19 protein-coding genes and 2 tRNA genes are annotated in these 19,365 nt (G+C 72.0%); 16 read left to right on the top strand and 5 right to left on the bottom strand.

Annotated elements, in window-relative coordinates; genetic code table 11:
- Positions 1–36 precede the first annotated feature (36 nt).
- The 3 genes from ACIQIB_RS27230 (at position 37) to ACIQIB_RS27240 (ending at position 4,649) form a co-directional block, all read left to right on the top strand.
- Positions 37–1,701 (top strand): WXG100 family type VII secretion target, encoded by a 1,665-nt coding sequence (locus tag ACIQIB_RS27230; RefSeq protein ID WP_400761236.1) that lies wholly within the window; start codon positions 37–39, stop codon positions 1,699–1,701.
- A 101-nt stretch (positions 1,702–1,802) separates the two neighbouring features.
- Positions 1,803–3,101, top strand: a complete 1,299-nt coding sequence (gene mycP / locus ACIQIB_RS27235; RefSeq protein WP_400761239.1) for a type VII secretion-associated serine protease mycosin — start codon at positions 1,803–1,805, stop codon at positions 3,099–3,101.
- A gap of 207 nt (positions 3,102–3,308) precedes the next feature.
- Positions 3,309–4,649: an MFS transporter gene (locus tag ACIQIB_RS27240; protein WP_363606964.1), complete on the top strand. Its 1,341-nt coding sequence runs from the start codon at positions 3,309–3,311 to the stop codon at positions 4,647–4,649.
- A gap of 20 nt (positions 4,650–4,669) precedes the next feature.
- Here ACIQIB_RS27240 and ACIQIB_RS27245 read toward each other — a convergent pair whose 3' ends face one another.
- A complete protein-coding gene (locus tag ACIQIB_RS27245) occupies positions 4,670–5,275 on the bottom strand; it encodes a flavodoxin family protein (protein ID WP_363606966.1) in 606 nt (201 codons plus the stop codon).
- 163 nt (positions 5,276–5,438) lie between these two features.
- On the opposite strand from ACIQIB_RS27245, the gene ACIQIB_RS27250 reads away from it, so the two are divergent.
- From ACIQIB_RS27250 to galE, 4 genes are all read left to right on the top strand, one after another.
- Complete coding sequence (locus ACIQIB_RS27250) at positions 5,439–5,849, top strand: winged helix-turn-helix transcriptional regulator (protein ID WP_400657003.1); 411 nt, start codon at positions 5,439–5,441, stop codon at positions 5,847–5,849.
- Between the two features lie 76 nt (positions 5,850–5,925).
- Positions 5,926–5,998, top strand: a tRNA-Thr gene (locus ACIQIB_RS27255).
- 180 nt (positions 5,999–6,178) lie between these two features.
- Positions 6,179–6,847 carry a response regulator transcription factor gene (locus tag ACIQIB_RS27260; RefSeq protein WP_363606969.1) on the top strand — a complete coding sequence of 223 codons (669 nt, stop codon included), beginning with the start codon at positions 6,179–6,181 and terminating at the stop codon, positions 6,845–6,847.
- A gap of 174 nt (positions 6,848–7,021) precedes the next feature.
- The gene (gene galE, locus ACIQIB_RS27265) at positions 7,022–7,984 is read left to right on the top strand and encodes a UDP-glucose 4-epimerase GalE (RefSeq protein ID WP_400657000.1); all 963 of its coding nucleotides are present in this window, start codon (positions 7,022–7,024) and stop codon (positions 7,982–7,984) included.
- 133 nt (positions 7,985–8,117) lie between these two features.
- Here galE and ACIQIB_RS27270 read toward each other — a convergent pair whose 3' ends face one another.
- Positions 8,118–8,777: a TetR/AcrR family transcriptional regulator gene (locus ACIQIB_RS27270; protein WP_400761241.1), complete on the bottom strand. Its 660-nt coding sequence runs from the start codon at positions 8,775–8,777 to the stop codon at positions 8,118–8,120.
- A 125-nt stretch (positions 8,778–8,902) separates the two neighbouring features.
- On the opposite strand from ACIQIB_RS27270, the gene ACIQIB_RS27275 reads away from it, so the two are divergent.
- The 3 genes from ACIQIB_RS27275 (at position 8,903) to ACIQIB_RS27285 (ending at position 11,091) form a co-directional block, all read left to right on the top strand.
- Positions 8,903–9,520, top strand: coding sequence for an NAD(P)H-dependent oxidoreductase (locus ACIQIB_RS27275; protein WP_363606973.1), 618 nt, complete (start codon positions 8,903–8,905; stop codon positions 9,518–9,520).
- A gap of 75 nt (positions 9,521–9,595) precedes the next feature.
- On the top strand, positions 9,596–9,886 hold the full coding sequence (locus ACIQIB_RS27280; RefSeq protein ID WP_400761243.1) for a hypothetical protein: 291 nt from the start codon (positions 9,596–9,598) through the stop codon (positions 9,884–9,886).
- Between the two features lie 188 nt (positions 9,887–10,074).
- Positions 10,075–11,091, top strand: coding sequence for a response regulator transcription factor (locus ACIQIB_RS27285; RefSeq protein ID WP_363606975.1), 1,017 nt, complete (start codon positions 10,075–10,077; stop codon positions 11,089–11,091).
- 220 nt (positions 11,092–11,311) lie between these two features.
- Here ACIQIB_RS27285 and ACIQIB_RS27290 read toward each other — a convergent pair whose 3' ends face one another.
- Entirely contained in the window at positions 11,312–11,809 is a 498-nt protein-coding gene (locus ACIQIB_RS27290; RefSeq protein ID WP_363606976.1) for a MarR family transcriptional regulator, read from the bottom strand.
- A gap of 111 nt (positions 11,810–11,920) precedes the next feature.
- On the opposite strand from ACIQIB_RS27290, the gene ACIQIB_RS27295 reads away from it, so the two are divergent.
- On the top strand, positions 11,921–12,712 hold the full coding sequence (locus ACIQIB_RS27295) for a trans-aconitate 2-methyltransferase (protein WP_363606977.1): 792 nt from the start codon (positions 11,921–11,923) through the stop codon (positions 12,710–12,712).
- Positions 12,713–12,756: 44 nt separating this feature from the next.
- Here ACIQIB_RS27295 and ACIQIB_RS27300 read toward each other — a convergent pair whose 3' ends face one another.
- Positions 12,757–13,359, bottom strand: coding sequence for a TetR/AcrR family transcriptional regulator (locus ACIQIB_RS27300; protein ID WP_148643184.1), 603 nt, complete (start codon positions 13,357–13,359; stop codon positions 12,757–12,759).
- A 173-nt stretch (positions 13,360–13,532) separates the two neighbouring features.
- Positions 13,533–14,504, bottom strand: a complete 972-nt coding sequence (locus ACIQIB_RS27305; protein WP_363606978.1) for a fatty acid desaturase — start codon at positions 14,502–14,504, stop codon at positions 13,533–13,535.
- 373 nt (positions 14,505–14,877) lie between these two features.
- Between ACIQIB_RS27305 and ACIQIB_RS27310 the strand changes: the two genes are divergently transcribed.
- From ACIQIB_RS27310 to pth, 5 genes are all read left to right on the top strand, one after another.
- Positions 14,878–14,948, top strand: a tRNA-Gln gene (locus ACIQIB_RS27310).
- A 155-nt stretch (positions 14,949–15,103) separates the two neighbouring features.
- Positions 15,104–16,561, top strand: a complete 1,458-nt coding sequence (gene glmU / locus ACIQIB_RS27315; protein ID WP_400656989.1) for a bifunctional UDP-N-acetylglucosamine diphosphorylase/glucosamine-1-phosphate N-acetyltransferase GlmU — start codon at positions 15,104–15,106, stop codon at positions 16,559–16,561.
- 201 nt (positions 16,562–16,762) lie between these two features.
- Positions 16,763–17,740, top strand: coding sequence for a ribose-phosphate diphosphokinase (locus ACIQIB_RS27320; RefSeq protein WP_363606981.1), 978 nt, complete (start codon positions 16,763–16,765; stop codon positions 17,738–17,740).
- Between the two features lie 283 nt (positions 17,741–18,023).
- Positions 18,024–18,614, top strand: a complete 591-nt coding sequence (locus tag ACIQIB_RS27325) for a 50S ribosomal protein L25/general stress protein Ctc (RefSeq protein WP_363606983.1) — start codon at positions 18,024–18,026, stop codon at positions 18,612–18,614.
- Positions 18,615–18,725: 111 nt separating this feature from the next.
- Positions 18,726–19,307 carry an aminoacyl-tRNA hydrolase gene (gene pth, locus ACIQIB_RS27330; protein WP_363606984.1) on the top strand — a complete coding sequence of 194 codons (582 nt, stop codon included), beginning with the start codon at positions 18,726–18,728 and terminating at the stop codon, positions 19,305–19,307.
- Positions 19,308–19,365: the final 58 nt, after the last annotated feature.

The raw sequence follows: 19,365 nt of genomic DNA on the forward strand, positions 1-19,365 counted from the left end.
CCGGGGAGAGAGTCTCAGCAAAACGGGGAGTAAGTGATGGCAGGCGGAACGAAATTCGAAGGGTTCGAGCACGGCAATCTCAAGGCCATGGTCGCCAACACCGATCCGTCCAAGGTCACGAGCCGGGGCAACCAGCTCAAGGCCGCGAGTCGGGTCCTGGACGACCTGAGCCGGGCTCTGGCCGCCCACCTCGGCCAGATCCAGTGGGAGGGGCCGGCCGCCGACAACTTCAAGACCTGGGCTGGCGACCTGAACAAGTCTGCCGCCATGATCAGCGAGTACTCGAAGGGCGCCGGCGAGGCCATGGTCCAGGCCGGCGAGGCGCTCAGCACCGCCAAGACCGGCGTACCCGAGGTGCCGAAGACCGACATCGCGACGGTCGACAAGCGCAACACTCAGCCATGCCCGAACGTGACGCCCACTCAGCAGGCTGTGTACGGCTTCGGGAGCGCCACTACGACCCCGTCCGTCGACGACATCATGAAGCGGGTCAACCACAACTGGGTCACCGCGACGGAGGCACAGGCGGCTCAGAAGCGGGTCGAGGCGGCGCACCAGGAGGCCATCCACCAGATGGAGAAGCTGGGGCAGGCGTACGAGGCGGCGACGACCAAACTGAACGGGCTGAAGCTGCCGACCCTGCCGGGGACGCCAGGCGACGGCAGCGGTATTGGCGGAAGCCAGGAGGTCTCTCCCGGCGGTGGCGGCAGTACCGGCTCCGGCGGCACCGTTCGCACTCCTCGTACGGGCGGCAGCAGTAGTGGCGGTGGCGGGAGCTACACCCCGTCCGGCGGCGGCTACAGCGGCGGGTCGGTTCCCCCTCACCTGCCTGCGTCGGGCCCACAGGGGTCCGACGGGTCGGGTCACATCGACTCGGTTCCGCCGCACCACGGGCCGTCGTCGCTGCCGCACGACCCCGGTGTCCCCGGGCCGTCGCCGCAGCCCTGGTACCCGACCGACCGTCCTGGCACCGACCTCAACAGCCTGCCGTCCGTGCCGACTTTGCCTGGGCAGACCGGTCCGGTCGTGCCGGGTGGTGGCGGCAGCCTGCCTCCGAGCGGTCCGGGTGGCAGCCCCGGTTTCCCTGGCGGCCCGGGCGCAGACGGTGGGTATCCGGGCGGTGGTTCGCTTCCTCTCGGAGGCTTTGGACCCGGCGGAGGCGGGTCGGTCCCGGCGAAGGGCGGCGGCGGTGGTTCGATTTCGAGCCGAGCCGGCAGTTTCGGTGGGGGCGCTCTGCCTGCGAAGGGCGGGGCCCCGGGGCCGACCGGTGGTGGAACGGTCTTCGGTGCGCGCGAGGCCCAGGCGGGTCGGTCCGCAGCGGCCGGTGGCATGGGGGGCGCGGGCGGTATGGGTGGCGGTATGCACCCGGGCATGGGCGGCCACGGTGCCGGCGGCTCGGGCGGCAGCGCGCGCGGGCGCGGTCTGACCTCGACCAGCGGCGGCACCGTCGGCGGGCGCAAGGGCCCGGTTGTCGGTGGTGAGTTCACGCCCGGCGGCACCGGCCTGCGCAATCGGGCCGGCGCCGCCGCGGGAGCCGAGGGCGGAGCCCGTTCGGGCCAGAACGGCATGATGAGCCCCGGCATGGCGGGTGGCGCGGGCAAGAACGAGCGCGACCGTCGCAAGCGGGCCGACTACCTGCACGAGGACGAGGAGACCTGGACCAGCGGTACTCCGCAGAGCAATCCGGGCGTGATTGAGTAGTTGTGGAACAACTGCCCGGCCATTGGGTCCGTCCCGGTGGCCGGGCAGATCCGTCCGGGGCGCGGTCCTCGGCTGACGGGGAGACTGACGAGGGAGTTGTGATGCGGCGGACTGGCGTGCGGGTGCGTGGGCGACGTTTCGCCGTGGCGTCCTTGGTAACGGCTGTGGTCGTCGGTCCGGCGGCAGTTCCTGCCGCAGCGGCCGATTCGATTCGTGAGCAGCAGTGGCATCTCGATGCCATGAAGGTGTCGGACATATGGAAGATCAGCAAAGGCCAAGGTGTCACGGTCGCGGTGATCGACAGTGGCTTCAAGCTGGACCACCCAGACCTGGTGGGGCAATTGCTGCCAGGTAAGGACTTCAGCGGGCTCCCGGGTGGTGTCGGTGCCTATACCGAAAGCCATGGCACTGAGATGGCTGCCCTTGTCGTGGGCTCCGGAAAAGGGCTGAATGGCAATGGGGCTTATGGTCTGGCGCCGGGGGCCAAGGTTCTCCCAATCAAAATCAAGAACAATGACAACGCTGCCGGAGTGAGTTCCGCGGAATTCCTCAACCAAATCGGCCAGGGGATCGTCTACGCGGCCGATCAGGGCGCCAAGGTCATCAGTATTTCCCAGGCGACATCCGCAGTGCGGGTATCGGCCGACGACATCGCGAGTCTCAAGGCCGCCGTGGCGCACGCGAGCACGAAGGGTGCTCTGGTGGTGGCGGGTGTCGGGAACTCTGCTCAATCGGGCAACCCGGTGCAGTATCCAGCGGCGCTTCCCGGCGTTGTTGGGGTTGGCGCCGTGGACCGAGACGGACTCGCCACGGCAGAATCCGAGCAGGGGCCGCAGGTTGATCTAACCGCACCAGGAATTGAGATCTACAACGCCTGTACCGCGAATTCTGGTTACTGCAAGGGACATGGCACGTCCGACGCCACGGCACTTGTGTCTGCGTCTGCGGCACTGGTCTGGGCAGTGCATCCCGATTGGACTGGTAATCAGATCGCACGTGTCCTTGTCAACACTGCTGGTAAGCCGACGGATGGGTCGAGCCGGAATGACGCTGTTGGGTACGGGATCGTCCGGCCCCGAGTCGCTTTGACGGAGCCGGGGGATCCGGGGCCGGCGGATGTGAACCCGATTTCGGAGCAGTCGGCTGGAGCGCCTTCGGGCGCATCGGCCTCAGTGGTTCCGTCCCAGGCCGAGACGCCCTCGGCGGCCACGTCGGCTGGGGCGGGTGCGGCGCCGACCGAGGGCAGTACGCCGGTGGGGTCGCCTGCCGTGCGGTCGGAGGCTGATGGGGTGTCCGGCTCCGGGAGTGTGGTGCCGCTGGTGGTGGCGGTGGTTGTCGGGTTGGTGCTGGTGGCCGGGGTGGTGTTCTTCGTGGTGCGGAGGCGGGCCGCTGCCCGGTAGGCAGTGGTCGGGCGGTGATCCGTGCACGCGGTGGCGGTAGGGGAAGCCGGTCGTCGGATGTGGATGTCGATGGCCGGCGGGGGAGCCGGGGCGCGGTGGGCTGATGTGCGCGTGGGTGCGTGAGGTGGGCGTGCGGGGTGGGGGTGTGCGCCGGTGTCACCCGGGTGGGTGCTGTCAGTGGGGCCGGGGGGTCGTCAGGGTGGCGGTATGGATACGCAGGAAGCCCGGCGGGCGGCCCAGTTGCGGCGAGCGGCGGCCGCGGCGCTGATCGGTACGGCGATCGAGTTCTACGACTTCTTTCTCTACGGGACGGCGGCGGCGCTCGTCTTCGGTGGGGTGTTCTTTCCCGAACTGGGCAGGGTGGGGGCGCTGTTGGCGGCGTTCTCGGTGTACGCGGTGGCGTTTCTGGCGCGGCCGCTGGGGGCGGTGGTGTTCGGGCACTTCGGGGACCGGCTGGGGCGGAAGCGGATGCTGGTGGTGTCGCTGCTGCTGATGGGGCTGTCGACGGCCGCGGTGGGGCTGATGCCGGGGTACGAGGTGTGGGGGTGGTGGTCGCCGGTGGCGCTGGTGGTGCTGCGGGTGTGCCAGGGCGTGGGGCTGGGCGGGGAGTGGGGCGGGGCGGCGCTGCTGATCGCGGAGAACGCGCCGGCCGGGCGGCGCGGGCGGTACGGGGCGTTTCTGCAGCTCGGGCCGGTCAGCGGGTTCGTGCTGGCGAACGGGGTGTTCCTGGTGCTGCAACTGGTGCTGGACGAGAGGGCGTTCGCCGCCTGGGGCTGGCGGGTGCCGTTTCTGGCGTCGTTGGTGCTGGTGGCGGTGGGGCTGTTCGTCCGGCTGCGGATCGAGGAGACGCCGTTGTTCCGGGCAGGGGAGGAGCGGGGCCGACCGCCGGTGGTGGAGGTGTTGCGCGGGCACTGGCGGACGGTGCTGATCGGCTGCGGCGCGATCACCGTGGGGTACGCGCTGTTCTATCTGACCACCACGTACGCGCTGGCGTACGCGACGACGGGGCTCGGGGTGCCGAGCACGCTGCTGCTGTCGATGCTGCTGGTGGGCGCCGCGGGGAAGGGGGTGACGGTCTGGGTGAGCGCACGGCGCAGTGACCAGTGGGGGCGCCGGCGCACCCTGCAGATGGCGACGGGGCTCGCGATGGCCTGGTCGCTGGTGCTGTTCCCGCTGCTGGAGACGGTGCGCAGGCCACTGATGTTCCTGGCCCTGGCGGGGGCGATGGTGGTGCTGGGGTGTCTGCTGGGGCCGGTGGCGGCGTTCCTGCCGGAGCTGTTCCCGACCAGGGTGCGCTACACGGGGGCGGCGCTGACGTACAACCTCGGCGGTGTGGTGGGCGGGGCGACCACCCCGTTGATCGCGACCAGGCTGACCGAGGCGTACGGGACGGCGGAGCCGGTCGGCTGGTATCTGGCGGGGCTGGGGGCGGTGGCGCTGCTCTGTCTGCGGCTGCTGCCGGAGACCAGCGGTGCGGAGCTCGGGGCTGTCGGGGTGGACGGCGGACGCCGCCGGGCGCCCGTGCTGGGGGCGGATCCGGCGGCGTGACGCGGGTGGGGCGACCGGGCTCAGGCGGCCTGGGCGGCCAGGGCGGCGCGGCCGGCCAGCAGGACGGCGGTGTGCTTGGCGACCCGCTCGCCGAGGTGCTCGGCGGTGGCGATGTCGGCCTTGTGCACGGCGTCGGCGCCGAGGTCGGAGGGGGTGGAGGCGGTGGCACCGGCGAAGAAGCCGAGGCGGTTGAGGTCGTTCTCGGTGCCGGTGCTGGAGTTCCAGCCGGGCTTGAGGCCGAGGCTGACCCAGCTCATGCCGTGCTGGAAGGCCAGGGTCTGGAAGAAGCCCAGGGTGCCGGCCTTGTCACCGCTCTTGGAGGCGGAGTTGGTGAAGCCGGCGGCGACCTTGTCCAGCCAGGCGTCGCCGAACCAGCGCTTGCTGCTGGCCTCGGCGAAGGCGTGGAAGGCGCCGGAGGCGGTGCCCATGTAGGTGGGTGAGCCGAAGACGATCGCGTCGGCGGCGTCCAGCTGGGCCCACTGCTCGTCGGTGATGGTGTCGACGGCGACCGAGACGACCTCGGCGCCGGTGGCGGCGGCGCCGCGGGCCACGGCCTCGGCGATGACGGCGGTGTGGCCGTAGCCGGAGTGGAAGGCGATGGCGACGGTCGGGCGGATGGCGGTCATGGCGTGGGCGCTCCTGGGAGGGAGGGATGGGGGCACGGGAGAAAGCTCGAAGGGCAGGCCGGAAGGGGCGGCGTTCCCGGCCTCCCGAAGGTCTCCAATATAGACCAAGTCTCTATTGGTTACCAAGGGTGGATCGGAGACCTTCCCCGTTACCCTGGAGGGCATGACGACGCAGGAGCGCTCCCCGGCCGGGCCGGAGCGGGCCCATGAGCTCGATGTCTTCGCTCAGCTCTGTCCGAGCCGGGCCATGTTCGCGGAGCTGGCGGACAAGTGGTCGATGCTGATCCTGATGAGCCTCGGCGAACTCGGCCCGCAGCGCTTCTCCGAACTGCAGCGCGCGGTCGACGGGGTCAGTCGCAAGATGCTCACCCAGTCGCTGCGCACCCTGGAGCGGAACGGCCTGGTGCGTCGTACGGTGCACCCCGAGACGCCGCCGCGCGTGGTCTACGACCTGTTGCCGCTCGGCCGTGAACTGGCCGTGCTGGTGGCGCCGCTCGGGCGCTGGGCCGAGGAGCACACCGAGTTGATGCTCGCCGCCCGCGAGGAGTTCGACCGGGCGCACGCCGACGGCTGAGGCCGGTGCGGCCGGCCGGAGCCGATTTCCCTTCTGGCCCGCCAGCCGTGTAATGTCTTCCTTGTTCGACCGGTTCGCCCCTATAGCTCAGTCGGTAGAGCGTCTCCATGGTAAGGAGAAGGTCTGCGGTTCGATTCCGCATGGGGGCTCAAGTGAAAGGCCCTCGCCCAACGGCGAGGGTCTTTTTCGTGTCCCCGCACCGGCGTCGGGGTGTACGGGGGCGTGACGCGGCCTAGCGGGCCGGGCCCGGAATGCGCTGTGATGGTGCGTCATCGGCCGCCCGCCCCAACGGGCGTGGACGCGGGCCGGACCCCGACCTGGAGGGCGTCATGGGCGTTCGACTCGTGGTGGTCGACGACCACCGGCTGCTGGCCGAGGCGCTGGCCGCCGCGCTCCAGCTGCGCGGCCACCGAGTGCTCGCGGTGGGCTCGCCGGCCGGCGCGGCCGCCGACCTGGTGGCCGGCCGTCGACCCGAGGTGTGTCTGCTCGGGGTAACCGGTCCGGCCGAACCCGGCGCCTTCGACGGGCTGCGCCGGATCCGCCGGGAGCGGCCCGAGGTGGCCGTCATCGTGCTCGGGCCGGTCGGTGAACTGCGCGGTGTGGCAGGCGCGTTCGCGGCCGGGGCGGCGGGCTACGTGCCCAGCGACGAGCGGATCGAGGTGGTCGAGCGGGCCATCGCCCGGGCCCGGGCGGGCGAGGCGGCGGTCGCGGTGGACGTCCTGCGGGGCGCCTTCGACCAGTTGCTGAGACCGGCCGCCGAGCCGGACGACGAAGCCGTCCGGCTGCTACGGCTGCTGACCCGCCGTGAGGTCCAGGTACTGGCCCGGATCGCGGACGGCGAGGACACCGCGGCGATCGCGGCCGGGATGCGGATCGCCGCCAGCACCGCCCGGACCCACGTCCAGCGGGTGCTGATGAAGCTCGGCGCGCGCACCCGGCTGGAGGCGGCGGCGGTCGCGGCCAGGACCGGGCTGCTGGAGCGGATGGCCCAGGGCTGAGCGGGCGGTTCCGGCGGCGGCCGGGCCCGGCGGACGGTCGCGGCCGGATGGTCCGGAAAGGGCTCCCGGGTGGTCCGGAGCACCCCCGGCGGCCAGGGAGAATAGGCCCCAGTCGTACGTACGTCACCGATGGCCCGCCGAGGCGGCGGACCATCGCCCGCTGGAGGTCTCATCATGAGTAAGTACCTGGTCACGGGTGGCGCCGGCTATGTCGGCAGTGTGGTCGCCGCCCACCTGCTGGAGGCGGGACACCAGGTGACCGTCCTGGACGACCTCTCCACCGGCTTCCGCGAGGGCGTGCCGGCCGGGGCCGAGTTCGTGTCCGGACGCATTCAGGACGCCGGCGAGGTGCTGGACGGCTCCTTCGACGGGGTGCTGCACTTCGCCGCCTCCTCGCAGGTCGGCGAGTCGGTCGCGGACCCGGAGAAGTACTGGCGCAACAACGTGGCCGGCTCGCTGGAGCTGGTCGCCGCGATGCGCAAGGCCGGTGTGCGCAAGCTGGTGTTCTCCTCCACCGCCGCCGTGTACGGCGAGCCGGAGGTCGTCCCGATCGCCGAGACCGCCCGCACCTCGCCGACCAACACCTACGGTGCCACCAAGCTGGCCGTCGACCACCTGATCACCAGTGAGGCCGTCGCCCACGGCCTGGCCGCCGTCTCGCTGCGCTACTTCAACGTGGCCGGCGCGTACGGCGCGTACGGCGAGCGGCACGATCCCGAGTCGCACCTGATCCCGCTGGTCTTCCAGGCCGCCCTCGGGCAGCGCGAGCACATCGCGGTGTACGGCGACGACTACCCGACCGCGGACGGCACCTGCATCCGCGACTACATCCACGTCGCCGACCTGGCCGAGGCGCACCTGCTGGCGCTGGACGCGGCCAAGCCGGGCGAGCACCTGATCTGCAACCTGGGCAACGGCAGCGGCTTCTCGGTGCGCGAGGTGATCGAGTCGGTCAAGCGGGTCACCGGCCGGGAGATCCCGGTGGTGACCTCCGGCCGCCGGGCCGGCGACCCGGCCGTGCTGGTGGCCTCCGCCGAGCGCGCCCACCAGGCGCTGGGCTGGACCCCGCGTCGTCCGAACCTGGACGACATCGTCGCCGACGCCTGGAAGTTCACCCTGGAGAAGAACGGCCAGTAAGGCTCGAAGGCTCCGGTCCGAGGCGCCGCTCCCACCGGTCGGGGGCGGCGCCTCGGGCATGTCCGGGCGCCGGTCGTCGGCGTGCGGTCGTCGGTATGCGGGTCGTCGGCGCGCGGCCGTCAGTGCGTGGCAGTCAGTGCGCCGGGCGCGCGGCATAGGCGCGCAGGAACGCCTGTACGCCGGCCGTGATGATCTCCGTCGTCTCCTGCCCGGTGAGCGGATGCGCGCCCCAGTACGAGCGCTGGGTGACCTCGGTCCCGGTCAGCAGCACGAAGTGCTGGGCGGCGCGCGCCGGGTCGGGCGCGTCCAGGAGGCCCTGAGCGGCCAACTCGCCGAACCGGTTGCCGAGTTCGGCCATGGCCCGGCGCGGCCCGGTCTGCTGCCAGGCGTCCAGCAGAGCCTTCGGCAGATGTCCGGCCTCGGCGTTGATCTGCCGGACCAGCGCGAAGTGGTCGGCGAACTCCGTGAGCGCGCTCACCCAGGCCAGGCCGAGGGCGGTGAAGTCCGCCTCCAGGTCGGTGACCTTGGCCAGGGTGCGCCCGATGACCTCCAGGTGGGCGTCCCTGACCTGCCCCGCGCTCTCCTGGACGACGGTCTGGAAGAGCAGTTCCTTGCCCGCGAAGTGGTTGTAGATGGTCCGGGTGGAGACCCCGGCCTCCGCCGCGATGGCGTCGATGCCGGCGCGGGTGTAGCCGTCGCGACCAAAGACCGTACGGGCGGCCCGGGTGATGGCCTGACGCTTCTCGGCGAGCCCTCGGCGGGGCCGGGGCGTCGTCTCGTCCTGGCTGGTCATCGAGGCTCCTCCGAGAAAGATGCAGTCATCGTTTTACTCATTGCCATACACGTTGTACTTTACCTGACGTACCGTCCGGCCGGGCGGCGACCGTCCGGTGAAACGTCGCAACCCTGGAGACCGCAATGCCCGAGACCCTTCGTCAGGCCACGCCCGAGACGCCGGCCACGGCCCCGTACCGGCTCGCCGTCATCGTCGGCAGCAGCCGGCAGGGCCGCTTCGCGCCCACCGTCGCCGACTGGTTCCTGCGCACCGCCCGGGGCCGGGACGACCTCGACCTCGACGTCATCGACCTGGCCGACCACCCGCTGCCCCGCCTGGGTGACGAGCCCACCGCCGAGCAGGCCGGGCGGCTCGCCGCGCTCTCGCCGCGACTGGCCGCCGCCGACGCCTTCGTGGTGGTCACCCCCGAGTACAACCACAGCTTCCCCGGCGTCCTCAAGGACGCCATCGACTGGCACCGCGCCGAGTGGCAGGCCAAGCCGGTCGGCTTCGTCTCCTACGGCGGACTCGGCGGCGGGCTGCGCGCGGTCGAGCAGCTCCGGCTGGTCTTCGCCGAGCTGCACGCCGTCACCGTCCGGGACACCGTCAGCTTCCACGGCGCCTGGGCCGTCTTCGGCGACGACGGCGAGCCCGTCGACCCGGCCGTCCCGAACGGGGCCGCCAAGGGCATGCTCGACCAGCTCACCTGGTGGGCGCACGCCCTGCGGGACGCCCGCACCGCCCGCCCGTACGCGGTCTGACCTGCCCGCCCCGACCACCCGTCAAGAGCCGCGCACCCGGGCCGGGCCCCCGAAGCCCGACCGTCCAAGGGGCCGATGAGCGCCGCCGTACCCGCCGCCACCACCGCGGCACCCGCCCCACCCCGCCCGCGCACCGCCGCGGTCGTGGCCCTCGGCTCGCTGGTGACCGTCCTCGACGCCACGATCGTCGACGTCGCCCTCAACCGCCCTGCCGAGGGCTTCCAGGCCCCCCGGCCGCCGTCCACCACGCCGGCCGGCGGCCGGGGCGGCGGGGGGGGGCTGACGCCCCCAGGCACCGACACCCCCGCAACCACCGGCCCCGGGCCGCTTCCGAGCGCCAAGTGGCAGCAAATTCGCACCTCCTGACGAAACTTCACCAAACCCCCGCCCGGCCGCCCCCTACCCCGTACGCTGAATTCGGTACCGGTGGGGGCCGGCGCCTGGGCCCGACCGGCCGTCCGGGGGGTGGGCCGAGGAGACGTACCCAGGTCGCGGCACCGGAGTCTGGGCCGTCGCCCCGGGCGCGGGCCGGGTCTAGCAGGGGGGAAGTGGCAATGGGGCGGATCCGCGTCCTGGTGGTCGACGACCACCGGATCTTCGCCGAGGCACTGGCCGCGGCGCTCACCGCCGAGCCCGACGTCGAGGTCGGCGCCGCCGGCAGCGCGGCCGCCGCCGAGCGCGCGCTCGAGCGCGCCGCCACCGAGGGCCGCGCCTTCCACGTCGTCCTGATCGACGCCGACCTCGGCGGCGAGGGCGTCCTCGGGGGAGCGCGCAAACCCCGCCAGCCCGGCGCCGACCCGCCCGATGCCGCGCGGCGGCGCCTGCCGCCCAGCGTGCCCGCGCCCCGCCGTCCGGCCGTCGCACCCGCACCGCCGGCCGGCTCGTCGCCCCCGCACCAGGCCCCGCACCCGGCCGAACCGCAGCGGTCCGAACCGCACCGGCAGGAGCCGTACCGGCCCGAGCTCCGCCGCCAGGAGATCCAGCGGCCGGAACCGTACCGGCAGGAGCCGCACCGGCCCGTCCCCCCGGCGCCCGACGGCATCACCCTGCTCGCCCGGATCCGCCGCAACCACCCCGGCCTGAAGGCGATCGTCCTGGCCACCGCCGACGACCCGCACCGCGCCGCCCGGGCCCTGCACGCCGGCGCCACCGGCTGGGTCGCCAAGGAGAGCTCGCTGGCCCGCCTCCTGGCCGTCATCCGTGGCGTCCTGCGCGACGAGACCCACCTGCCGCCCGCCCTGCTCACCGGTGTCATCCGGGAGCTCACCACCGCGCGACGGGACCGCACCGAGAGCGAACGCCTCGTCGACACCCTCACCCCGCGGGAGAAGCAGATCCTGCGCTGCATGGTCGCCGGCCTCGGCCGGCAGGCCGTCGCCGAACGCCTCTACCTCTCCCCGCACACCGTCCGCACCCATATGCAGAACGTCCTCGGCAAGCTCGGGGTGCACTCCACCCTGGCCGCCGTCGCGGTCGCCCGCCGGGCGGGCGTCAGCCCGTCCGAACCGGCCGTCCCCAGCGCCCCACCATCCGTCGCCTCGACCACAGCTCCCGGCGCCGGCTCCCCGTGACACCCCGGTACCGACTCAGGTTCGTCAGGTCAGGGAAAACCGGGGGCAGATGTCGCCGCACCGTACTTCCGCACGCCCGCATACGGTCCGGAACGGCTCACACCCGGCCCGGAACGACCCGGACCGGAACGGTCCCAGCGCCGCCGCCGTACCCCCGACCGGCCTACGCACCCTGATCGTCGGAGCCGGCCGCCGGCGCGGGGGCCGGCCGGGGGTGCGCTCAGCCCGGGATATTGTCGAACGGGGCGACCAGCTGCCGCAGCAGCCCGGCGAGTTCGCCCTGCTGCCCGGCGCTGAGCTGGGCGAGCAGCTCGCGCTCGTGGGCGAGCAGCCCGGCGAGCGCCTGATCGGCCCGGTCGCGCCCGTCGTCGGTGAGCCGGACCAGCACACCGCGCCGGTCGTCCGGGTCGGGCAGGCGCTTGACCAGGCCCTTGCCGGTGAGACGGTCGATCCGGTTGGTCATGGTGCCGGAGGTGACCAGGGTCTGGGTGAGCAGCTGGCCGGGGGAGAGCTGGTACGGGGAGCCGGCCCGGCGCAGCGCGGTCAGGACGTCGAACTCCCACGGCTCCAGGCCGTGCTCGGCGAAGGCGGTCCGGCGGGCGCGGTCGAGGTGCCGGGCGAGTCGGCTGACCCGGCTGAGCACCTCAAGTGGTTCCACGTCGAGGTCGGGGCGCTCTCGGCGCCATGCTGCGACCAGGCGGTCGACCTCGTCCTCCATGACGATCAGTGTATCGGGGGATGTGTCGATGTGAAGTCTCTTGACATCGAGAAATGTAGCGTGGAGGCTGCGCCTGGATATCTTGATGTCGAGATACTTGTGAGGACGATCATGAGCACCCCCGTCTGGGACCCGGAACAGTACCTGCGCTTCGCCGACGAACGGACCCGCCCGCTGCGCGATCTGCTCGCCCGCGTCCCCGCCGTTCCCCACGAACCCGCCGCCACGATCCTCGACATCGGCTGCGGCCCCGGCAACTCCACCGCCGTCCTGCGCCGACGCTGGCCCGAAGCCCGCATCACCGGCATCGACAACTCCGCCGAGATGCTCGCCACCGCCCGCACCGAAGGCGAACCCACCGCCGACTACCGGCTCGCCGACGCCCGCGACTACGACCCGGCCACCGCCGCGCCCGACCTGATCGTGTCCAACGCCACCCTCCAGTGGGTGGACGGGCACCTCGCGCTGCTTCCGCGCTGGGCCGACGCCCTCAGGCCCGGCGGCGTCCTCGCCTTCCAGGTCCCCGGCAACTTCGGCTCACCCAGCCACACCCTGCTCGCCGAACTCCGCCGCGACCCCCGCTGGCGCGACGCCGTCGGCGACAACGCCACCCGCGCGGGCGTCCACCGGCCCGCCGAGTACCTGGCCACCCTCGCCGACGCCGGCTGCGCCGTCGACGTCTGGGAGACCACCTACAGCACCCTGCTCACCGGCGCCGACCCCGTCCTGGAATGGGTCAAGGGCACCGCCCTGCGCCCCGTCCTCACCCGGCTCACCGACCCCGTCGAACGGGCCGCCTTCCTCGCCGAGTACGGTGCCCTGCTCCGCGAGGCCTACCCCGCGGGACCGCACGGCACCGTCTTCCCGTTCCGGCGGATCTTCGCGGTGGCCGTCCGCCGCTGAGCATCGCCGGTACCTCCGGGGCCGGTACGCCCACCGCCGGGCGCTCAGGCCTTCCGCTCGCCGACCAGCTTCGGGTGCCGCTCCATCCCCTCCAGGCCGTGCCAGGCCAGGTTCACCAGATGCGCCGCCACCTCCGCCTTCTGCGGCTTGCGGACCTCCAGCCACCACTGCCCGGTCAGCGCGACCATTCCGACCAGCATCTGCGAGTACATCGGGGCAAGGCGGGCGTCGAAGCCCCGCGCCTTGAACTCCAGCCCGAGAATGTCCTCCACCTGCGTCGCGATGTCGCTGATCAGCGACGCGAACGTTCCCGTCGACTGCGCCACCGGGGAATCCCGGACCAGGATCTTGAAACCGTCCGTGGAGGTGTCGATGTAGTCCATCAACGCGAACGCCGCCTGCTCCAGCAGCTCCCGCGAGTGCCCGCCCGTCAACGCCCCCGTCACCATGTCCAGCAGGAGCTGCATCTCGCGGTCCACCACCACCGCGTACAGCCCCTCCTTGCCGCCGAAGTGCTCGTACACCACGGGCTTGGACACCCCGGCCCGCTCGGCGATCTCCTCCACCGAGGTGCCGTCGTAGCCGCGCTCCGCGAACACCGACCGGCCGATCTCCAGCAGTTGCTCCCGCCGCTGCTTCCCGGTCATCCGCACCCGGCCGCCCCGGCGGCGGGGCGCCGGTGCGGTGGTACCCGTCGGGGCAGCGGCACGCGGACGGGCCTGCGCCGCACCCGGCGCGGCGTCCGTCCGCGGGCTCTCGTGGCCGCCTGTGCTGTCTGCGCTGCTCCCGTTCACCCCTACATCATGCTGCAGGCGAGCCCTCATGCGGCGCGGCGGGCGGCGATCCGCTGTGCGTCCGGCCAACGGACGTCGCGGGCCCACCCGGCCAGCTCGAACCAGCGGATCAGCCGTGCCGAGGAGTCGATCTGGCCGCGCAGCACGCCGTGCCGGGCCGAGGTCGGGTCCGCGTGGTGCAGGTTGTGCCAGGACTCTCCGCAGGAGAGCACGGCCAGCCACCAGACGTTGCCGGAGCGGTCACGGGAGCGGAACGGGCGCTCGCCGAGCGCGTGGCAGATCGAGTTGATCGACCAGGTGACGTGGTGCAGCAGTGCCACCCGAACCAGCGAGCCCCAGAAGAACGCGGACAGGGCACCCTGCCAGGAGAGCGTGACCAGCCCGCCGACCAGGGGTGGCAGCAGCATCGAGATCGCGGTCCAGAGCCAGAACAGCCGGGAGATCCGCCTTATGGCCGGGTCGTGGACCAGATCCGGCGCATAGGTCAGCTGCGGGGTCTGCTCCTCGTCGAAGAGCCAGCCCATGTGCGCCCACCAGAGGCCCTTGAGCAGGGCCGGGATGCTCTCCCCGTAGCGCCAGGGCGAGTGCGGGTCGCCGTCCTTGTCGCTGTACCGGTGGTGCTTGCGGTGGTCCGCCACCCAGCGCACCAGCGGTCCCTCGATCGCCAGGCTGCCGGCCACCGCGAGGGTCAGCCGCAGGGCCCGGTTGGCCTTGAAGGCGCCGTGGGTGAAGTAGCGGTGGTAACCGATCGTGATGCCGTGGCAGGTGAGGAAGTACATGGCGGTGGCGATCGCGAGGTCCGTCCACCCCAGCCCCCAGCCCCAGGCCACCGGCGCGGCGGCGAGCAGCGCGGTGAAGGGGACGGCGATGAACAGCCCGAGCGCGATCCGCTCGGCGAGCCCCTGTTTCTCCCCGCCGCGGGTGGCGGAGAGCAGGGTCGGGGCGGTGTCGGCGGAGAGCGCGGTATCGGCGTGTGCCTCGCCGGCCTGGATGGTCATGGGGTGTCCCTTGGGGGAGGGGGCGGAGGCTACGTTTGCGTAACTTACGGCATCGTAGGTTGCGCTCCGCCACGAAGGAAATACGGCACCCGGGGGCGCTTTAGTGAATTCACTCGACTGGATGGATGAACCCGGGACCGGGCCCGTGTCCGGACGGATCGCCCACCGGATCACCGCGTCCGGGCCGGGGTGGCCGGCCCGACGGCGGGGCGGGCGGGCCCGGGTGCCTGTCCGTCAACGTCCCCGGCGGCGCGGACCCCTACCGGTGGATCGCGGGGCGGCGGTCGGGAAATGGAGGTGGATTACGGCGCCGTTCACCCCGTAGTCTTGGGCGAGCGCGCCCTGGCGGCACCGGGGCGCGGTGACGGTACCGTCCCGGATCGTCTAAGGGCAGGACAGCTGGTTTTGGTCCAGCTTATGGGGGTTCGAATCCTCCTCCGGGAGCACCTCAGAGGCCGTGTGGCCGGTGCGGGGCAGACCCGCGCCGGCGTTGCGCCGGGCTGCCCCGCACTATCCTCGAAGCGCCGGGGCGCAGACGTGCGGATCCGCTCCCCGGCCCGCACTGCCCTCTCTGTGAACCGACTGAGGAGCCTCCCCCCGTGAGTGCCAATTCGCCTGCCGCCGTTGTCGTGCTTGCCGCCGGTGGCGGGACCCGGATGAAGTCGAACAGCCTGCCCAAGGTGCTGCACGAGGTGTGCGGGCGGTCGCTGGTGGGCCACGCGGTCGCGGCGGCCCAGGAGTTGACGCCGCAGCAGCTGGTCGTGGTGGTCGGGCACATGCGGGAGAAGGTGCGGGAGCACCTCACGGCGCTCCACCCGGCGGCGCGGGCCGTGGTGCAGGAGGAGCAGAACGGCACCGGGCACGCCGTCCGGACGGCGCTGGAGGCGCTGGCCGCGGACGGGGTGGAGCTGGACGGCACGGTGATCGTCACCACCGGGGACGCGCCGCTGCTGACCGGGGCGACGCTGCGCTCGCTCGCCGAGGCGCACGCCGAGCAGGGCAACGGCGTGACGGTGCTGACGGCCGTGGTGCCGGACCCGTTCGGCTACGGGCGGATCCTGCGCGACGGGGCCGACGGCGCGGTCGCCGCGATCGTCGAGGAGAAGGACGCCTCCGACGCCCAGCGGGCCATCGGCGAGATCAACTCCGGGGTCTTCGCCTTCGACGCGAAGCTGCTGGCCGAGGCCCTCTCCCGGGTGACCACGGACAACGTGCAGGGCGAGGAGTACCTGACCGACACCCTGGAGATCCTGCGGACGGCCGGCCACCGGGTGGGCGCGGTCGTGGCCGCGGACTACCGGGACATCCTGGGCATCAACGACCGGGTGCAGCTGGCGCAGGCCCGCCGGCTGCTGAACGACCGCCTGCTGGAGCGGGCGATGCGCGAGGGTGTCACCGTGGTGGACCCGGCGACGACCTGGTTCGACGTGCAGGTGTCCTACGAGCCGGACGCGGTGGTGCTGCCCAACACCCAGCTGCAGGGCTCCACCCACCTCGGCGAGGGCTGCGAGGTCGGCCCGAACTCGACGATCAAGGACACCCGGATCGGCGCCGGCGCGCGTGTGAGCAACGCCACGACGGACGGTGCGGAGGTGGGCGACTTCGCCGTCGCGGGGCCGTACGCGTACCTGCGGCCGGGGGCGAAGCTGGCCCGCAAGGCGAAGGTCGGCACCTATGTCGAGGTGAAGAACTCGGAGCTGGGCGAGGGCGCCAAGGTGCCGCACCTGTCGTACATCGGGGACGCCACGATCGGTGAGGGCACCAACATCGGCGCGGCCTCGGTCACGGTGAACTACGACGGGGTGAACAAGCACCGCACGGTGATCGGGGCCCACTGCCGCACGGGTTCGGACAACATGTTCATCGCTCCGGTGACGGTCGGCGACGGCGCCTACACCGGGGCCGGCTCGGTGATCACCGCAGACATTCCGCCGGGCGCCCTGGGGGTGAGCCGGGCGCAGCAGCGCAACATCGCGGGATGGGTGGAGCGCAAGCGTCCGGGCACCACGTCGGCGCAGGCCGCGGCCGCCGCGACGGACGGGGCCGACGAGCGCTGAGGAGGCCGGCGGGGCTCCGAGGGCCGGTCCCGGGGCGGACGGTTTCTGCGCGGGCGCGTAACCTTGGGGACATACGTGCGCCATAGGGCTTACCGCCCGTGTCAAGGCGTACCGACATTCCCCCGACCCCTGTCGCGAGCGGGCCTGTGCCTGTCCGCGGTGCGGACGGGTTCAGCGTCAGCAACGCGAGGAGACGGTGCAGTGAGCGGGATCACGACGTCGGGTGAGAAGAAACTGAAGCTCTTCTCCGGCCGTGCCCACCCCGAACTGGCGAGCGAGGTGGCCGCGTCGCTGGGGACCGAACTGGTTCCGACGAAGGCGCTGGACTTTGCGAACGGGGAGATCTACGTCCGCTTCCTGGATTCGGCGCGTGGTGCGGACTGCTTTGTGATGCAGAGCCACACGGCTCCCATCAACCAGTGGATCATGGAACAGCTGATCATGATCGACGCTCTGAAGCGGGCCTCCGCGCGGAGCATCACGGCGATCCTGCCGTTCTACGGCTACGCCCGCCAGGACAAGAAGCACCTGGGCCGTGAGCCCATCTCCGCCCGCCTGATCGCCGATCTGCTGCGGCAGGCGGGCGCGGACCGGCTGATGGCGGTGGACCTGCACACGGCGCAGATCCAGGGCTTCTTCGACGGCCCGGTGGACCACCTGTTCGCGCTGCCGCTGCTGGCGGACTACCTGGGCGCGAAGGTGGACCGGGACCGGCTGACCATCGTGTCGCCGGACGCGGGCCGGGTGAAGGTCGCGGACCAGTGGTCGGACCGGCTGGGCGCACCGCTGGCGATCATCCACAAGCGCCGTGACATGACGCAGGCGAACACCATCCTGTCCGCCGAGGTGGTCGGTGACGTCAAGGGCCGGGTCTGTGTCCTGGTCGACGACATGATCGACACGGCCGGCACGATCTGCGCCGCCGCCGACGCGCTGTTCGACAACGGTGCCGCGGACGTGATCGTGGCGGCCACGCACGGCGTGCTGTCCGGTCCGGCGGCGGACCGCCTGAAGAACTCGCGGGTCAGCGAGTTCGTCTTCACCAACACGCTGCCGACGCCGGCCGAGCTCCAGCTCGACAAGATCACCACGCTGTCGATCGCCCCGTCGATCGCCGCGGCGATCCGCGAGGTGTTCGAGGACGGCTCGGTCACCAGCCTCTTCGAGGGTGTGCACTGACGAAGCCCCGCGCAGGCGGCCCCGGTCCCTCGCGGGCCGGGGCCGCCGCCGATTTCGCGGGAGGCCGCCGGTGCGGTTAGACTCGTGAAACTGCTCGGCGAGGGATGCCGTGTGCCTGCTTGCCGGGTGCCCGCTCCGTGATCGACGCGCTGCCGGTGCCGGATTTCCGATGGCCGGCAGAGGTCGTGCACCGCCGAGTGACCCCCGAACGTACTGAGGGTGTGGTCCCGGCGGTTTTTCGCGTTGCCTGCACCCCCGCGCCATTTTCACGAGGAGTGCAGTCGTGTCCGAGATCCGCATTGCCGCTGAGACCCGTACCGAGTTCGGCAAGGGTGCCGCCCGTCGTGCCCGCCGCGCCGGCCTCGTCCCCGGAGTCGTCTACGGCCACGGCCACGCCCCGGTTCACCTGAACCTGCCGAGCCACGCCCTGATGATGGCGCTGAAGACCCCGAACGCCCTGCTGGTCGTGCCGATCGAGGGCAAGGACGAGTACGTGCTGCCGAAGGCCGTCCAGCGTGAGGCCATCAAGCGCACCATCGAGCACGTCGACCTGCTGCTGGTGAAGCGCGGCGAGAAGGTCACCGTCGAGATCCCGGTGCACACCGAGGGCGAGCTGGCCCCCGGCGGCAACCTGCTGGAGCACGTGCTCAACGCCCTGCCGATCGAGGCCGAGGCCACCCACCTGCCCGAGTCCGTGACCGTCTCGGTCGAGGGCCTGGAGGCCGGTGCCTCGATCCACGCCAAGGACATCACCCTGCCGGCCGGCGTCACCCTGGCCGTCGAGGCCGACGCCGTCGTGCTGCAGGTCATCGGCGCCCAGGCCGCCCCGGCCGAGGAGGAGGCCGAGGAGGCCGAGGCCGGCGCCGAGGCCTGAGCCTCCCGCCAGTCACTGACACCGCTGCCCCGGCCGCTCCCGTACTGGAGCGGCCGGGGCAGCGGTGTGTCCGGGATGATGTCGACGAGGGTCGAGTTCGAGGAGCGTGGGATGAGCGAGGACGCGTACGAGGGGCCGTGGCTGGTGGTCGGGCTCGGCAACCCGGGTGAGCAGTACGCCCGGAACCGGCACAACATCGGGTTCATGGTGGTGGACCTGCTGGCGCAGCGGATGGGCGCGCGGTTCAAGGCGCACAAGAGCCGGGCGCAGGTGGCCGAGGGGCGGCTGGGCGGCCGGCGGGTGGTGCTGGCGAAGCCGATGTCGTTCATGAACCTCTCGGGCGGTCCGGTGACCGCGCTGCGGGACTTCTACAAGGTGCCGGCGTCGGCGCTGGTGGCGGTCCACGACGAGCTGGACATCGACTACGCGGCGCTGCGGCTGAAGCTGGGGGGCGGCGACAACGGTCACAACGGGCTGAAGTCGATCACCAAGTCGCTGGGCCCCGACTACCACCGGGTGCGGTGCGGTATCGGCCGTCCGCCGGGGCGGATGGAGGTCGCGGACTTCGTGCTGAAGGACTTCTCCAGTACCGAGCGCAAGGAACTGGAGTGGTTCGTGGACCGCTCGGCGGACGCGGTGGAGGCGCTGTTGTCCGAGGGGCTGGAGCGGGCGCAGGGGACGTACAACTCCTGAGCGGTGACCGGGCGTCAGCCCGGCGGCCGCCACGCCGGGCGGGTACGCAACAGTCGTA

Source organism: Kitasatospora sp. NPDC092286 (assembly GCF_044755565.1).
Taxonomy (GTDB): domain Bacteria; phylum Actinomycetota; class Actinomycetes; order Streptomycetales; family Streptomycetaceae; genus Kitasatospora.

Excerpts from the sequence above, each read along its gene's own strand:
- ACIQIB_RS27230 (WP_400761236.1), top strand. The coding sequence starts at position 37 with ATGGCAGGCGGAACGAAATTCGAAGGGTTCGAGCACGGCAATCTCAAG.
- mycP (WP_400761239.1), top strand. The coding sequence starts at position 1,803 with ATGCGGCGGACTGGCGTGCGGGTGCGTGGGCGACGTTTCGCCGTGGCG.
- ACIQIB_RS27240 (WP_363606964.1), top strand. The coding sequence starts at position 3,309 with ATGGATACGCAGGAAGCCCGGCGGGCGGCCCAGTTGCGGCGAGCGGCG.
- ACIQIB_RS27245 (WP_363606966.1), bottom strand. The coding sequence starts at position 5,275 with ATGACCGCCATCCGCCCGACCGTCGCCATCGCCTTCCACTCCGGCTAC.
- ACIQIB_RS27250 (WP_400657003.1), top strand. The coding sequence starts at position 5,439 with ATGACGACGCAGGAGCGCTCCCCGGCCGGGCCGGAGCGGGCCCATGAG.
- ACIQIB_RS27260 (WP_363606969.1), top strand. The coding sequence starts at position 6,179 with ATGGGCGTTCGACTCGTGGTGGTCGACGACCACCGGCTGCTGGCCGAG.
- galE (WP_400657000.1), top strand. The coding sequence starts at position 7,022 with ATGAGTAAGTACCTGGTCACGGGTGGCGCCGGCTATGTCGGCAGTGTG.
- ACIQIB_RS27270 (WP_400761241.1), bottom strand. The coding sequence starts at position 8,777 with ATGACCAGCCAGGACGAGACGACGCCCCGGCCCCGCCGAGGGCTCGCC.
- ACIQIB_RS27275 (WP_363606973.1), top strand. The coding sequence starts at position 8,903 with ATGCCCGAGACCCTTCGTCAGGCCACGCCCGAGACGCCGGCCACGGCC.
- ACIQIB_RS27280 (WP_400761243.1), top strand. The coding sequence starts at position 9,596 with ATGAGCGCCGCCGTACCCGCCGCCACCACCGCGGCACCCGCCCCACCC.
- ACIQIB_RS27285 (WP_363606975.1), top strand. The coding sequence starts at position 10,075 with ATGGGGCGGATCCGCGTCCTGGTGGTCGACGACCACCGGATCTTCGCC.
- ACIQIB_RS27290 (WP_363606976.1), bottom strand. The coding sequence starts at position 11,809 with ATGGAGGACGAGGTCGACCGCCTGGTCGCAGCATGGCGCCGAGAGCGC.
- ACIQIB_RS27295 (WP_363606977.1), top strand. The coding sequence starts at position 11,921 with ATGAGCACCCCCGTCTGGGACCCGGAACAGTACCTGCGCTTCGCCGAC.
- ACIQIB_RS27300 (WP_148643184.1), bottom strand. The coding sequence starts at position 13,359 with ATGACCGGGAAGCAGCGGCGGGAGCAACTGCTGGAGATCGGCCGGTCG.
- ACIQIB_RS27305 (WP_363606978.1), bottom strand. The coding sequence starts at position 14,504 with ATGACCATCCAGGCCGGCGAGGCACACGCCGATACCGCGCTCTCCGCC.
- pth (WP_363606984.1), top strand. The coding sequence starts at position 18,726 with ATGAGCGAGGACGCGTACGAGGGGCCGTGGCTGGTGGTCGGGCTCGGC.